12 protein-coding genes are annotated in these 14830 nt (G+C 62.6%); all 12 read right to left on the bottom strand.

The annotated features are described in order from the left end of the window. Positions 1-14: 14 nt before the first annotated feature. The 12 genes from ACQ4LH_RS06975 to ACQ4LH_RS06920 all read right to left on the bottom strand — a co-directional run bounded on the left by ACQ4LH_RS06975 (position 15) and on the right by ACQ4LH_RS06920 (position 14642). Positions 15-1526: a sigma-54 interaction domain-containing protein gene (locus ACQ4LH_RS06975; RefSeq protein WP_430696550.1), complete on the bottom strand. Its 1512-nt coding sequence runs from the start codon at positions 1524-1526 to the stop codon at positions 15-17. Between the two features lie 10 nt (positions 1527-1536). After that, a complete protein-coding gene (gene tssH, locus ACQ4LH_RS06970) occupies positions 1537-4140 on the bottom strand; it encodes a type VI secretion system ATPase TssH (RefSeq protein WP_430696535.1) in 2604 nt (867 codons plus the stop codon). An 11-nt stretch (positions 4141-4151) separates the two neighbouring features. Then, positions 4152-5159, bottom strand: coding sequence for a type VI secretion system baseplate subunit TssG (tssG, locus tag ACQ4LH_RS06965; protein WP_430696534.1), 1008 nt, complete (start codon positions 5157-5159; stop codon positions 4152-4154). Then, positions 5123-6913 carry a type VI secretion system baseplate subunit TssF gene (gene tssF, locus ACQ4LH_RS06960; RefSeq protein ID WP_430696533.1) on the bottom strand — a complete coding sequence of 597 codons (1791 nt, stop codon included), beginning with the start codon at positions 6911-6913 and terminating at the stop codon, positions 5123-5125. Before tssF ends, tssG begins: the two co-directional genes overlap by 37 nt. Positions 6914-6944: 31 nt before the next feature. Beyond that, positions 6945-7220 carry a PAAR domain-containing protein gene (locus tag ACQ4LH_RS06955; RefSeq protein ID WP_430696532.1) on the bottom strand — a complete coding sequence of 92 codons (276 nt, stop codon included), beginning with the start codon at positions 7218-7220 and terminating at the stop codon, positions 6945-6947. 9 nt (positions 7221-7229) lie between these two features. Then, positions 7230-7637, bottom strand: a complete 408-nt coding sequence (tssE, locus tag ACQ4LH_RS06950; RefSeq protein ID WP_160086076.1) for a type VI secretion system baseplate subunit TssE — start codon at positions 7635-7637, stop codon at positions 7230-7232. Between the two features lie 8 nt (positions 7638-7645). Continuing rightward, entirely contained in the window at positions 7646-9121 is a 1476-nt protein-coding gene (gene tssC, locus ACQ4LH_RS06945) for a type VI secretion system contractile sheath large subunit (RefSeq protein ID WP_108489172.1), read from the bottom strand. Between the two features lie 24 nt (positions 9122-9145). Further along, positions 9146-9652 carry a type VI secretion system contractile sheath small subunit gene (tssB, locus tag ACQ4LH_RS06940; RefSeq protein ID WP_160086074.1) on the bottom strand — a complete coding sequence of 169 codons (507 nt, stop codon included), beginning with the start codon at positions 9650-9652 and terminating at the stop codon, positions 9146-9148. Positions 9653-9685: 33 nt separating this feature from the next. Beyond that, positions 9686-11248 carry a type VI secretion system protein TssA gene (gene tssA / locus ACQ4LH_RS06935; RefSeq protein ID WP_430696531.1) on the bottom strand — a complete coding sequence of 521 codons (1563 nt, stop codon included), beginning with the start codon at positions 11246-11248 and terminating at the stop codon, positions 9686-9688. Between the two features lie 468 nt (positions 11249-11716). After that, complete coding sequence (locus tag ACQ4LH_RS06930) at positions 11717-12622, bottom strand: D-hexose-6-phosphate mutarotase (RefSeq protein WP_430696530.1); 906 nt, start codon at positions 12620-12622, stop codon at positions 11717-11719. A 105-nt stretch (positions 12623-12727) separates the two neighbouring features. Continuing rightward, positions 12728-14104 carry a TRAP transporter large permease gene (locus ACQ4LH_RS06925; RefSeq protein WP_430696529.1) on the bottom strand — a complete coding sequence of 459 codons (1377 nt, stop codon included), beginning with the start codon at positions 14102-14104 and terminating at the stop codon, positions 12728-12730. Next, positions 14097-14642 (bottom strand): TRAP transporter small permease subunit, encoded by a 546-nt coding sequence (locus ACQ4LH_RS06920; RefSeq protein ID WP_430696528.1) that lies wholly within the window; start codon positions 14640-14642, stop codon positions 14097-14099. Before ACQ4LH_RS06920 ends, ACQ4LH_RS06925 begins: the two co-directional genes overlap by 8 nt. Between the last annotated feature and the right edge of the window lie 188 nt (positions 14643-14830).

The raw sequence follows: 14830 nt of genomic DNA, 5'->3' as shown, positions 1-14830 counted from the left end.
CTTCTCCTTAAGCCTTACACGTCAGCCGGGCTGATATTCAGCCGCTGCATGCGATACAGCAGGGTGCGGCGCGGCAGGCCCAGCTCGCAGGCTGCGCTGGTCTGGTTGCCACGGTTCTTGCGCAGGCAGTCGAGCAGCAGGCTGCGTTCGACGCGCTCCATGCGTTCGCGCAGGTTCATCCCGGGCTCATCGTTGCTGCCTGCCTGGCGCAGGTCGAAGTGCTCCGGCAGCAGCTCGCCGCCTTCGCACAGCAGCACGGCACGTTCGACCAGACCTTTCAGTTCGCGCACGTTGCCGGGAAAGGGGTAGCGCGCCAGGTGATCGAGGGTGCTGTCGGTCCAGCGGCACTGGTTGCGCTGCAGGAAGGTGCTGGCCTTGTCGGCGAAATAGCGCGCCAGAGTGAGGATGTCCTGATCGCGTTCACGCAGGGCCGGCAGCTCGATGGGGAACTGCGCCAGGCGATAGAACAGGTCTTCGCGGAAACGGCCTTCTTCCACCAGGTTGCGCAGGTTGTGGTGGGTGGCGGCGACGATGCGCACATCGACCTTGTGCGTGGCGGTGGAGCCCAGCGGGCGTACTTCGCCTTCCTGCAACACGCGCAGCAGCTTGGCTTGCAGGCTCAGCGGCATATCACCGATTTCATCGAGAAACAGGGTGCCGCCATTGGCCGCATCGAACAGGCCCTGATGGTCGCGGTCGGCGCCGCTGAAGGCGCCTTTGCGGTAGCCGAACAGTTCGCTTTCCAGCAGGTTCTCCGGCAGCGAGGCGCAGTTCTGCACGACAAAGGCCTTGCTGCGGCGGAAACCACAATCGTGGATGGCGCGGGCCACCAGTTCCTTGCCGGTGCCGGTTTCGCCCGCCAGCAAAACGCTGACCGGGTTGTGCAGCACTTTGCTGATTAGCTGGTAGACGCTGCGCATCGCCGGGCTGTCGCCAATCAGGCCATAGCCGCTGGCGCAGGGCGTGCTGACCACGGCAACCGGCTGCTCGCCGCGCGGCGAACGCAGGCGCTGCAGCAGATGCAGTTGGGCGACAACAAAGCTGCCCAGATGGCCGAGCGAGTCGGCAAAACCCTGCAGCTCACGCGAGCGTTGGCTGGCAATCAGCAGCAGGCCGGTGACGCCTTTCTGCTCATCCAGCAGCGGCTGGCACAGCAGGCTGCGCCAGGGTTGTTGTGCCTCGGGGAGGAAGCCGGTCTGGTGCAGGCTGCTGTCCAGTTCATTGAGGCTGAGCGTTTGGTTCTGGCACAGGCAGTACTGCAGCAGCTGTTCGCCGTCGTAGTCGCTGGACAGGCTGGCGTCCGCGCGCGGTTGCAGCAGGCCGTCCTGCCATTCGGCGGACAGAGTCAGGCGTGTGTGGGTGTCGTCGAGCAGGTACAGCTGGCTCAGTTCGCTGCCGGACAGCTGCGCGGCGCTTTCCACCAGGCCGCCGAGCAGGGCGTCGCTATTGGCCGCGCGCGCTAGCGTGGCGAAGCGTTGCAACAGCGCTTCGGCATAGCGCAGTGGCTGCGGCACCTGGCTGAACATCAGCGACACGTTAAGCGAACTCACAGACCACCGTCCCTTCGCCGTCCAGGGTGGCGTGCACGCGTTGCAGGCTTTCGCCGCTGGCCATGGCGTCGAGCAGACGATCGACCACCAGCGGTTGCAGGTGCTGGTCGATCAGGTGATCGATCAGGCGCGCGCCGCTGTCGCTGTGGCTGCAACGCTCGGCGAGGTTTTCCAGCAGCGCCGGGCAATGGCTGAACTGCAGCTGACGGCGCTGCAGGCGCTCGCCAAAACGCGCCAGCTTGAGGCCAACCAGCTCGTTGAGCACCTCGCCATTGATCGGGTAGTACGGCACCACGCGCATGCGCCCGAGCAGCGCCGGCTTGAAGTGCTGGGTCAGGGTCGGGCGAATCGCCTGTTCCAACGTGTCCGCATCCGGACGCTGACCGCCCTGGCAGAGGCTGGCGATACGCTCGCTGGCGAGGTTGCTGGTCATCAGGATCAGGCAATTGCGGAAGTTGATCTCGCGGCCTTCACCGTCGTTGGCCACGCCCTTGTCGAAGATCTGATAGAAGACGTTCATCACGTCCGGATCGGCTTTTTCCACCTCATCGAGCAGCACCACCGAATAGGGCTTCTGCCGCACGGCTTCGGTGAGCATGCCGCCTTCGCCATAGCCGACGTAGCCGGGCGGCGCGCCGATCAGGCGGGAAACGGTGTGCTTCTCCTGGAATTCGGACATATTGATGGTGGTGAGGAAGCGCTCGCCGCCATACAGCAGATCCGCCAGGGCCAGTGCGGTTTCGGTTTTACCGACGCCGCTGGGGCCGACCAGCAGAAATACGCCGACCGGGGCATCGGCGCGGTTGAGGCCGGCGGCGGTGGCGCGCATCGAGCGGTCCAGGGCGGCGATGGCTTGCTCCTGACCGCGTACACGCTGGCGCAGATCGCTGGCGAAGGTCAGCACCTTACTGTTGTGCTCGCGGGCCAGCTGGCTCAGCGGCACGCCGGTCCAGTGGCTGATCACTTCCGCTACCAGACGCGGGCAGACTTCAAAACTGACCAGGCGCTCATTCACCTGAGCGCTGGCCAGCTCGGCTTGCACGGCGCGCAGTTCGCTTTCCAGTTGCTCCAACTGCACCGCCTGGCCGTCGCTGTTCTCGGCTTCGGTAGGGTTCTGGCGCAGGCTGGCGCATTGCTTGCGCAATTCCAGCAGGCGTTCGGCCAGTTCACGCTGCACCGCCCAACGGGTTTCGATCTGCTCCAGCTCGGCGCGGGCCTGGCCCAGGCGTGCTTCGAGCTGTTCGAGGATTTCGCTGTCGATTTTCAGGCCGGCTTCCATATCCCGGCCCATGGCCTCGCTCTGCCGTTCACCTTCGGCGATCTCGCCGCGCAGGCGCTCCAGCGCTTCCGGGGCGGCGGCCAGGCTGATGCGCACGCGGGCGCAGGCGGTGTCGAGTACATCGACGGCTTTGTCCGGCAGCTGGCGGCCAGCCAGATAGCGCGCGGACAGCTCGGCGGCGGCGACCACGGCGTCGTCACGCAGGTAGATGCCGTGGCTCTTTTCATACACCGGCGCCAGGCCACGCAGGATGGTCACGGCTTCATCGACGGTCGGCTCATGCAGCTGCACCAGCTGGAAGCGTCGGGCCAGGGCCGGGTCCTTCTCGAAGTACTTCTTGTATTCGCTCCAGGTGGTGGCGGCGATGGTACGCAGCTCGCCACGCGCCAGGGCGGGCTTGAGCAGGTTGGCGGCATCACCACTGCCGGCCTGGCCGCCGGCACCGATCAGGGTGTGGGCTTCATCGATAAACAGGATGATCGGCTTGGGCGAACCCTTCACTTCATCGATCACGCCCTGCAGGCGGCGTTCGAATTCGCCTTTGACGCTGGCGCCGGCTTGCAGCAGGCCGAGGTCCAGGCACAGCAGTTCGACACCCTTGAGCGCGGCCGGCACTTCACCGGCGGCGATGCGCAGGGCCAGGCCTTCGACGATGGCGGTCTTGCCGACACCGGCTTCGCCGACCACGATCGGGTTGCTTTTACGGCGGCGGGCGAGGATGTCGATCATCTGGCGGATCGCGCCGTCGCGGCACAGCACCGGGTCGAGCTTGCCGTCGCGCGCCTGCTGGGTGAAGTTGTGGGTGAAACGCGAGAGGTTCGATTCGCCACCGGCTGCTGGTTTACCTGCGGCGGTTTGCGGCTGCTGGGCCATGGCGAATTCGCGCAGGCGCTCGGCATTCAGCTTGGCCAGTCGTGGCTGGTAGTGGCTGCCGGCGTAGCGCATCGGATTGCGCAGCAGGGCGAGGATCAGCGCGGCTTCATCGACCTGGCTCTGGCCGAGCTCCAGGCTGGCGACCAGCAGGGCGTCCTGCAGCCATTGCACCAGTTCGGTGGCAAACACCGGGTTGCGCGATTCGCTGTGTTCGCCGCGCGGTTGCAGGGCGCGGGCCAGCTCGCCGGCGTCCACTTCGGCATCCTGCAGGGCGCGGGGCAGCAAGCCTTCCGGGCGCTCAAGAAGGCCGAGCAGCAGGTCTTCCACCAGAATCTTGCTGCCGCCGCGGACTACGCAGCGCTCGGCGGCGCATTCCAGGTCATGTTTGCTGGCAGCGTCGAGGGCTTGCACCAGTTGCTGTAAATCGACGTTGATCATTTCATCAATCCTTAATGAGCTTTGCTGCCGAGGGTGACCACGCCGTCGGCGTTGTCACGCCCCAGCCAGGTGGTCCAGCCCAGCAGGCAGGGGTTGTCCGCGCCGAGGCGCAATTCGCGTATTTCGTCCTGGCGCAGTTCCAGGCGGATGTCGTAATCCAGCGGGTCGCGCAGGGTGAAGCGCACCAGCGCGCAGAGCGGTTGATAGCCGCTGCCGATGGGCAGGAATTCATGGAAGCGATCCCAGTTCAACTGGCGTACATGGATGCGGAACTTGCCGCCGCGATCGCGTACGAACTCGCCGAGCACCAGGCTCTCGCCCAGTTGGCTGTTGGCCAGGCCGAGGCGGTTGCGCTGCTCGCCGAGGATTTCCACCTGACGCTCCAGGCACTGTTCGATATGCAGATCGGCGTGCTTGAAGTAGTAACGCAGCACCGACTCGATCAACGCCGCCGAGTGGGCGCGCAGGCTGAGCAGGCCGAGGTAGGGCAGCAGGCGTTTCCAGTTCAGCTCGGAGGCGCTGCGAATGGTTTCGCCGCCCAGGCCGATCAGGGCAAACAGGTGGGCGGAGAACGGGTCGACCGCACCGCTCTGGAAGCGCGTGTGGTAGCGGTATTTCTGCCAGGTCGGCAGCAACAGGCGCTGCAGACGGTTGTTGAACAGGTCGAGGAACGCGCGGGTCGGGTTGCCGTCTTCACTGTCACCCAGCGCCTGTTCACCGTAGAACGCCGGCAGCGGCGAGCCGGCACCAAACAGGCTGACCAGGTTGATGCGTAGGCGCGCGCGCAGCTCGCCGTGCTCTTCAAAGAATTGCACGCGATCGATATCGCTACCGGGGAACCCCATGCTCGGGTTGGCCTGCAGTTCCAGCCGCTGATACAGCGCCTCCTCATCCAGTTCAGGATGGGCGGCGTGCAAGCGTTCCAGCACCAACTGCACACCCTGAAACAGGCTGTACTCGCGGATGCCCCGGCTAAGCCGGTTTAGAGCAGGGGCTGTAGCCCCATGCGCGGCGTCCATTGGTACACCTCTCCCTGTGTGCTCTGTACGCGCAGCTCGTGGTACGAGTTCAAGCTGGCATACAGGGCGAAAAATTCATTGAGTACGGTGGCGAAGAGGAACAGGTCGCCCTCGCCGACATAACCCTCGGGGTTGATCGTCAATTGCGTGCGTACACCGCGCACCGGCAGGCCGCGATGCAGGCGGTCGACGTGCTGGTGGCTAATGCTTTTCAGACCGTCGAGCAGGCGCTTGCTGACCTTCTCCGCGTGCTGGTCGTAGTAACGCGGCAGGTCGTAGGTTTCGAGGATCACCTTGAGCGCGTCGACGTTGGCCAGCGACAGGTAGTTCAGCGACATATTGCTGATCAGCTTCCACAGAAAGTCGCGGTGCAGCGGTGGCGCGTAGCTCGGGGTGACCGCGCTGATATTGCGGAAGGTGAGAAACTCCGGGGTGTCCTCGCAGGGCATGCAGATATCACCGAGGCCCAGCTGGCGTGGCAGGTTCTGATTGGTACAGGTCAGTTCGATGGACAGCGTTTCGTGTTGGTCGAGGTTGCGCAGGCCGAAGCTCAGGTAGGTTTCCAGGCCGTCGCCAAGCAGTGAAGGTTGCTGGCGCACGCTGTAGTGCGGACGCGCCAGGGGCACATCGAAGCTGGCGTCATGCTCGAAGGATTCGAACGGCACGTACTCTTCGTAACCCTTGCCGCCGGGCTTCCAGCCGGTGACACGATCCACCGAGAACACCCCGCAATGCTCGGAGTCGAGCTCCGAGGGCAGCAGCAGGTATTGATCCTGCTTGCCGTCTAGGCGGATCGGGATGGCGTCATGGGCGAACAGGTTGACCACCGGCGTGCAATACAGACGCACGTTATCCAGGGTCGGGCGGATGCGTTGCACGCCGGCCTTGTGGATATCGAAACGCAGCTCGATGCCGCGCGCCTGCTTGAGTACGTCTTCGGGCACGCGCTTGAGCACATCCAGGCCGAGCAGATCGACGAACAGGAACTTGTCCTGGAAGGCGAAGTATTCCTGCAGGTAGCGGTACCCGCGGAAGGTGTTCAGCGGGTAGGGGATCAGCGCCTGATCTTCGGCAAAACCCACCGGCTGAACATTGCTGGCCGGCAGTTGCAGTGGCAGCAATGGGCGATCATCAGCGCCCTGTAACGGCTTGCCGGCCGCATTCAGCAACACCAGCTGCACGCCGCCGAGGTGGCGCAACAGGCTCAGATACAGCAGCTGGCTGATATAGCGCTCACCGGACAGGTGCAGACGCAACTGCTTGAGGTCGAGATCGCCAAGATGGCCATCGGCACTCATCGCCAGACGCAGGCTGAGCAGCGCACCATCACCCTTTACCGAGTAATCCAGGCCATTCAGCGCCAGTGGCAGCACCTCGGTAGCAAAGGCGGTGCGGAAACGGCAGGTCACGCCCTGGATCGGCTTGGATTCCACCGGCGTATGCCGTGGCACCAACAAGGCACCGCCCGGGCGCTTGAGCGGGTCGAACTGCAGCATGCTGAACGCCGGCAGCGGGCGCATATAGTTCGGCCACAGCAGATGCATCAGCGAGTGAGTCAGCTCCGGCAGCTCGTCATCAAGCTTCTGCCGCAGGCGCCCGGTCAGAAAGGCGAAACCCTCCAGCAGCCGCTCGACATCCGGGTCGCGCCCGCTCTGCCCAAGAAACGGCGCCAACGCCGGGCTGCGCTCGGCAAACCGCTTGCCGAGTTGGCGCAGGGCGGTGAGTTCGCTCTGGTAGTAGTGGTTAAAAGACATCTCAGCGGTTCATCCTTGTGGCTGTATCAGGTCAACCGCCAATCAGCACGGTGCCTGAGCCCGCGATCACCGGATTGCCATGGTTGCCCACGGTGCCGAGCACGGTGGCTGGCTTGTTGTTGATCAGCACGGTGGGGATTACCGCGCTGGCCAGCGCGCTGCCGCAGCCTGTGGGGTCGCCCATGCGCGCGGCGGGCAGGCTGTCGAACAGCACGTCGGGGGAGCCGGCGACAATCGGATTGGTGCCGTGACCGGGAATCGGGCAAGCGGTGGGGTCGCTGACGCGGGCTGCGGGTTTACCGGACATGGGCTCTCCTTAATTGACCTTGACCTGTCCGCTGCCGTCCAGGCGCGCGGAGAAACTGACTTGGCGTTTAAAGCCGTCCACTTCCAGCAGGCCTTCGATGGCAAAGGCCAGGCTCAGCGGGTTGTTGTCGCGGGGCAGGGAAATCACCCGCACGTCGCTTAAACGCGGTTCGTACGCTTCGATAAAGCGTTCGATGGCGATACGCGCCTGCTGCAGCGAATCGTGCAGCGACAGACGCATATCGTTGAGATCGGGCAACCCGTAGTCGGGCAGCGTTTGCACGCTGCCCGCCCGGGTGCTGAGCATTTTCGCCAGGTGGGTAGCCACCGACGCCATGGCGGCGACCTCGCGGCTCCAGCCAGCGCGCTGGCTGGCTTCACCACCGAGGCGTTCGAATAGGCTTCCGTACCCGGCCATAAGGATGCTTATTCCTTGTCCAGCTTGCCGACGAGCGACAGGGTGAAATCGGCACCCATGTACTTGAAGTGCGGACGCACGTTGAGGCTGACGCGGTACCAGCCCGGCTCACCATCAACATCACTGACGATCACCTGAGCGGCACGCAGCGGACGACGGCTACGTACTTCGGAGCTCGGGTTTTCCTGGTCGGCAACGAACTGGCGGATCCACTTGTTGAGTTCCAGCTCCAGGTCGGTGCGCTCTTTCCACGCGCCGATCTGCTCGCGCTGCAGCACTTTCAGGTAGTGGGCCAGACGGTTGATGATGAACATGTACGGCAGCTGGGTGCCGAGCTTGTAGTTCAGTTCAGCGGTCTTGCCTTCTTCGCTGATGCCGAAGAACTTTGGCTTTTGCGCCGAGTTGGCGGAGAAGAATGCGGCGTTGTCGCTGCCTTTGCGCATGGTCAGGGCGATAAAGCCTTCTTCGGCCAGCTCGTATTCACGACGGTCGGAAACCAGCACTTCGGTCGGGATCTTGGTTTCGATCTCGCCCATGCTTTCGAAGTGGTGCAGCGGCAGGTCTTCTACCGCGCCACCGCTCTGCGGGCCGATGATGTTCGGGCACCAGCGGAACTTGGCGAAGCTGTCGGTCAGCTTGGAAGCGAAGGTGTAGGCGGTGTTGCCCCACAGGTAATGCTCGTGGCTGTTGGCGACGTTCTCTTTGTAGACGAAGGTCTTCACCGGGTTGTCTTCCGGATCGTACGGGTTGCGCAGCAGGAAGCGCGGTACGGTCAGGCCGACGTAGCGAGCATCTTCCTGCTCGCGGAAGCTCTGCCATTTGGCGAATTGCGGGCCTTCGAAGTGATCTTTCAGATCCTTCAGGTCCGGCAGACCGGTAAAGCTTTCCAGACCGAAGAATTTCGGGCCGGCAGCAGCGATAAACGGCGCATGGGACATGCTGGCGACACTGGCAACGTATTGCAGGGTCTTGACGTCCGGAGCGCTCGGGTCGAAGAAGTAGTTGGCGATCAGCGCGCCGACCGGCTGGCCACCGAACTGGCCGTATTCGGCGGTGTAGATGTGCTTGTACAGGCCGGACTGGGTGATTTCCGGGCTGTCTTCGAAGTCATCAAGCAGGTCCTGCTTGGAGGCGTTGATGATCTCCAGCTTGATGTTTTCGCGGAAGTTGGTGCGGTCCACCAGCAGTTTGAGGCCGCGCCAGGAGGATTCCAGCGCCTGGAATTCAGCGTTGTGGAGGATTTCGTCCATCTGCCGGCTGAGCTTGGCGTCGATCTCCGCGATCATGCGGTCGACCATGGCCTTTTTCACGGGCTCATTTTCGTTCTGCGGCTTCAGCAACTCTTCGATAAAGGCCGACACGCCACGCTTGGCGATGTCATAGGCTTCGTCGTCCGGAGTCAGTTTGGTCTCGGCAATGATGCGGTCGAGGATGCCGAGGTCGGCGGCGCTGCGACCGCTTTCTACTGCTGCACTAGTGCTCATGAATTAGCTTCCTTGTTAATTGAATCAGGAGTCCAGCTTGCCTTGGGCAGCCAGGCCGAGTTCGCCGAGTACGCGGTCACGCGAGTCGTCGTCAGCCAGCACGCTTTCGATCGCCTTGCGGAAGGCCGGGGCGTTGCCCAGTGGACCTTTCAGAGCAACCAGGGCGTCGCGCAGTTCCATCAGCTTCTTCAGCTCAGGAACCTGGTCGACCAGGTTGGCCGGGTTGAAGTCCTTCATCGAGTTGATGCGCAGCTGCACCGCCATGTCGTCGCCTTCGGCGTCGTCTTGCAGGCGATTAGGCACGGCGAAGGTCAGGTTGAGTTCCTGCTTGGCCAGCACTTCGTCGAAGCTGTTCTTGTCGATGCTGATCGGCTTGCGGTCTTCGATCTTGCGATCGTCGGCGCGCTGGGTGAAGTCACCCAGAACCATCAGTTTCAGTGGCAGTTCGATCTCTTCCTGAGCACCGCCGGTGGCGGGTTTGAAAGTGACGTTGATGCGTTCCTTGGGGGCTACCGAGCCTTCTTTGGCCATGGTCATTCTCCGTTACGGTTATGGCCCGAGGGCCTAGTCCAGTACCACTTCAAGATCGAGGTGGCACAACCTGCGGTAGATCTCTTCCTTGCTTTCACGTATTGCGTGGTTCTGCGGCAACAGCTCACAACAGCTGTGCAGCATGCGCAGTACGTCCAGGGCGAGATCGGGTTCCCAGTCGCCGAGGCCGGTGGCCTGTAGCGTCTGGTCGAGCGATTCGAGTTGGGTCTTGGCCAGTTCGTATTTCTTCGCGCTGTAGCACAGGCGCGCCAGGGTCAGCTGCCAGAAGAAGCGTTCGCGGCCGCCGCGTGCCTTGGCCAGGCCGAGCTTGAGTTGCTGCACGGCGGATTTCAGGCCGTCCTTGCGCAGTTTCGGCAGCACTTCCTGCAGGGCGATCTCCCAGGCCGGCTGGCTGTTGCCGTCGTTGGCGACGGGCGCGTTTTCGCTGACCGGTGCCTGCACATGCGGCATCACGTGGGAGCTGAGCCAGGCGCGAGTTTGTGCATCGGCAAAGGCGCTGCCGTCGTGGAAGCGCAGTTCTTCCAGGCCACTCATGCGCTGCATAAACAGTGCGAGCTGGATTTCCACTTCGCGCATCGCCTGCTCAGCATCCAGCTCATGCAGGCATTGCCAGACCAGATGCTGGCCGTCGAGCCAGAAGGGCGCGCGGGCGATGCTGGCTTCCAGGTCGACCAGCAGATCGGCGTATTGGCCGTTCTGGTAGCGCTCCTGATAGCTGGCCAGCTTGTCCGCCGGCAGGCCGCGTAGCGCGGTGACCTGTTCGGCGTTGCGTTCCGGCAGGCTGTCGATCGGCAGCCAGAGCAGGGTGCGGGTCAGGCGCAGGGCGCGCAGGTCGCTGGCTTTCTGTTTCAGCCAATAAGCGCAGAGCGGGCGGGCCTGGTCTTGCAGGCTGCGCAGGCTTTTGTGCGCTTCTTTTTCGCTTTCCACCGGTGCGCCGGGGGTGAGCATCTGACTGGCAGCCTGCTTGACCTGGGCAATCGCCGCACCGACCGAGCCTGGCTCCGGCTGACCCTGGCTGGCGCGTTTGACCAGTTCATCCAGGCGACGGCACAGCGGCAGCAGCAGTGGCGCATCTTCACCCAGGTGTTCGGCCAGGCAGGCTTCCAGGGCGCGCAGTTGTTCGGCCAGGCTGCGGAACAGTGCCAGTTGCTCGCCAATCGGTACGTGCTCGGCCAGCGCTTGTTCCAGGCGCGGAATCAGCCAGCTGATGGCGGCGGCACGGGTGCGCGCCTTACGGGGGTGCAGCTCGGTCCAATGGTTGATGCACAGGTAGTGCAGCAGGCTGAAGCCGGCCTGCAGACCGGGGAAGGATTCGCGCTGGTAAAGACCCCAGATCAGCCAGGCGGCGACGCGCAAATCCTTGGAGTGGGCGCTGAGCAATATCTCGCTGTTTTCGCGGACCTTTTGCCAGTCAATCGCCGCCGTTTCGTGCAGCGCGGTGGCCTTGCCCAGCTCATTTTCGAGAACTTCGTATTCGCTGGAATAACGCACGTCATTACCGGCAAAGTTCCCTTCATTAATAGGGAGTTTGGCCAGCTCTAAATAATGAGCAGTGAGTTTGTTTGAATAGGTCATTCCATGACTCGATTATCGCTGCGGGTAACTTCAACGAAGTTGTTGAGGCTTCTGAAGTCCGTCCTGTTGCGCCGCAAGTGCGCAAGAAGTTGCGCACTTATATGTGCAACAAGTTGCGCACGTCCTAGTGAGGTGGGCATCCTAGCCCCATGAAGAGTGTCGGACAACCGCTGAAAGTGTGAAATATGTAACAGTGAGCGATATTCGACGATTAATAAGTGGAACGATAGTTCCTGAAAATTGTGAGAACTAATACGCAAGTAAGCTAATCATGCAGTTGATGTAGGGATATAGCGCTCTATATGTAAGTAATTGCTTACTGGCAAATTAGTGGCACGTCACAGAAGTTGGGTGGCTGCTGCAAGTTAGTGTGACGTAGTGCAGGTTTTTCCGGATTGGCATGTGACGGATGTGCTGCCGCCGAGCCCGAGCGGGCTCGGCGAAGGGAGGGGGTCAACCGTTGGTCGGTTAATCGCTGAAGGGTTCAGCCCAGAGACTCAAATCGAGCTGATGTTGCTCACCCGCTGCCAGTACGCGGATGTCGTCCAGTACGTTGGCATGTTCAATACACAGCATGCCGGGCCAGGCGTCGGCGGCGAATTGCGAGAGGCGTTGCGCCTTGTCGATCCAGGGGTTCCATAGCACGGCCGAGTTTGAGCCACTGCTGTGCAGCTGGATGCGCCGCTGCCAGGCGCGGTCGAGGATGCTCAGTTGTGACGGGGTGTCCAGGTAGATGCGGTCGGTCTCGCCGCTGAATTGCAGCAGACCGTCCTGCTGGCGTTGCTGCCAGTCTTCCAGGGTTTCGATATAGCGGCAGCCGTGCAGGCCTTCGACCGCGACGTTGCGGATATCGCTGACGGCAAAATAGCTGTGCAGCGCCTGGCTGATGACCAGCTGCGTGTCGCCCAGGTTGCGGCTGCTCAGCTGGATATGCAGGCGCTCATCCAGGCGAATGCTCAAGCGCAGTTCGGCGGCGTGGGGCCAGTCGGTAAGGGGCTGGATGGCGCTGTTGTAGGCGAACTCGAGTTGGACGCCGTCATCACGGCTGTCGATGCCTTGCAGCTGCCAGTCGAGGTTGCGCACTAGGCCGTGGGCGGGCGCAGCGGCAGGCTGCAGGTGCATGGTCTGCACCTCCTGCGGGTTGCGTTGCAGGCTGCCGAACCAGGGCCAGCAAACTGGCACGCCGCCGCGCACACCCTGGCCGCGCTTGTAGGCCGCTTGCTCGCTGAGCCAGATCAGCGGCGGTTGGTTATCCTCCTGGTAGCTGAGTATCTGCGCGCCTTGTTGGCTGATCAGCAGCTCGCGGGCACCAACGCGTGCGCGCCAGCAGGTCAGCTCATCCAGCTCAAGGCGTTCAACGTGGGATCTGGCCATCGGCGTACTCGTAGAAGGAAGGATAAAGAAGGCTATTGGAGCCCAGCTTACGCGCAGAAAGCAAAACGCCCGTCAGTGACGGGCGTTCTGTGGCAGGAGTCAGGCTTACTTGCCGTAGACCTGTTCCGGCAACCAGGTGATCAGCCCCGGGAACTGGTAGGCAATCACCAGCAGCAGGATCTGGATCAGGATAAATGGCACCACGCCCTTATAGATGGTGCTTGTGGGCACCGAGGCCGGGGTGACCCCGCGCAGGTAGAACAGCGCAAAGCCGAACGGCGGAGTAAGGAAGGACGTCTGCAGGTTCAGCGCGATCATCACGCCCAGCCACACTGGGTCCAAGCCCATGGCCAGCAATACCGGGCCGACAATCGGCACCACCACGAAGGTGATCTCGATAAAGTCGAGGATAAAGCCGAGCAGGAAGATCACCACCATCACCAGGAAGAACGCGCCGAGCACGCCGCCAGGTAACTGGGCAAAAATGTCCTCGATCATCGCTTCGCCGCCGAAGCCGCGGAACACCAGGGAGAACAGCGAGGCGCCGATCAGGATGAGGAACACCATGGCGCTGATTTCGGTGGTGCCGTAGGCCACTTGGCGCAGCTGGCCGAAGTTCAGCTTGCCTTTGTAGAAGGCCAGCAGCATGGCGCCCAGAGCGCCGAGTGCAGCGGCTTCGGTCGGGGTGGCGTAACCGGCGAGGATCGAGCCGAGTACTGCACCGATCAGCAGCAGCGGCGGTACCAGGGCGTTGATCAGCTTGCCCCATTCGATCGGGCCCAGCTCTTCCTGCGGCAGAGCCGGCAGCTTCTTCGGTTGCAGGATCGCCACGCCGATGATGTAGAGAATGTACATGCCGACCAGCATCAAGCCGGGGATCAGCGCACCGACGAACAGGTCACCGACCGAGACGGTCTTCGGCGAGAAGATGCCCATCTTCAGCTGCGCCTGTTGGTAGGCGCTGGACATCACGTCGCCTAGCAGCACCAGCACGATGGACGGTGGAATGATCTGCCCCAGGGTGCCGGTGGCGGCCAGGGTGCCGGTGGCAATCGCCGGGTCATAACCGCGGCGCAGCATGGTTGGCAGGGCCAGCAGGCCCATGGTCACCACAGTGGCGCCGACGATCCCGGTGGATGCGGCGAGCAGCGCGCCGACCACGCACACGGAAATCGCCAGACCGCCACGCAGGGTGCCGAACAGCCGCGACATGGACTCCAGCAAGTCTTCAGCGACCCTGGACTTCTCCAGCATCACCCCCATGAATACGAACAGCGGCACCGCCAGCATGGTCTGGTTGTTCATGATGCCGAACAGGCGGTTGGGCAGGGCGCTCAGGTAGCCGCCATCGAAGGTGCCGGTGAGGATGCCGATACCGGCAAACAGCAGCGACACACCGCCCAGGGTGAAGGCCACCGGGTAGCCGGCCATCAGGGCCGCGCAGATGCTGATAAACAGCAGAATCGCCATCAACTCAGCCATGGTTCACCTCCACGGCTGGCAGGCGGCCGGTGAGGATATTGGCGAATTTGATCAAGTCGGAGATTCCTTGTAGGACCAGGCTGATCACCAGCACCAGGATGATGCTCTTCTGCAGGTAGACGAATTTCAGGCCGCCCGACTCGCTGGAGCCTTCCAGGGTCGACCAGGAATTGCTGACGTAATCCCAGCTGGACCAGCCGAGGAACAGGCACACCGGCAGCAGAAACAGCAGAGTGCCGAGGCTGTCGACCAGGGCTTTACGTTTGGCGCTGAACTTCTGATAGAAGATGTCCACGCGCACGTGGCCGTTGCGTTGCAACACCCAGGCGGCGGCGCCCATGAATACCAGAGCGTGGCCATACAGCACTGCTTCCTGCAGGGCGGTGGCGCCGATGCCGAAACCGTAACGCAGGACCACCACGATGGCGGTGCCAAGCACCAGAAACAGGGTCAGCCAGGCGCAGGCTTTGCCGAAACGGGCGTTGAATGAATCGATCAGATGAGCAAGGCCGAGCAGCAGAGGAGGTTTATCGGACATTATGAGTCCTTATGGTTATGGGCTTTGTGGGCAGGCAGGCCGGCGATTCTAGGCAGGCCCGGGCACGTGCGGCAATGGCACTACAACTTTAGTCGTATCCGCTAGGCTTGAGAGTCACTTACCCCTATGTTACTCAGGCGCGGTGGGTCCGCAGTGATCCTGTGGTCAGACCACTACAACAATAAAGG

The organism is Pseudomonas peli (assembly GCF_050563605.1).
Lineage (GTDB): Bacteria > Pseudomonadota > Gammaproteobacteria > Pseudomonadales > Pseudomonadaceae > Aquipseudomonas > Aquipseudomonas peli_A.
Note: the sequence above shows the minus strand (reverse complement) of the source record. Positions and strands in the feature narration are given on the sequence as shown.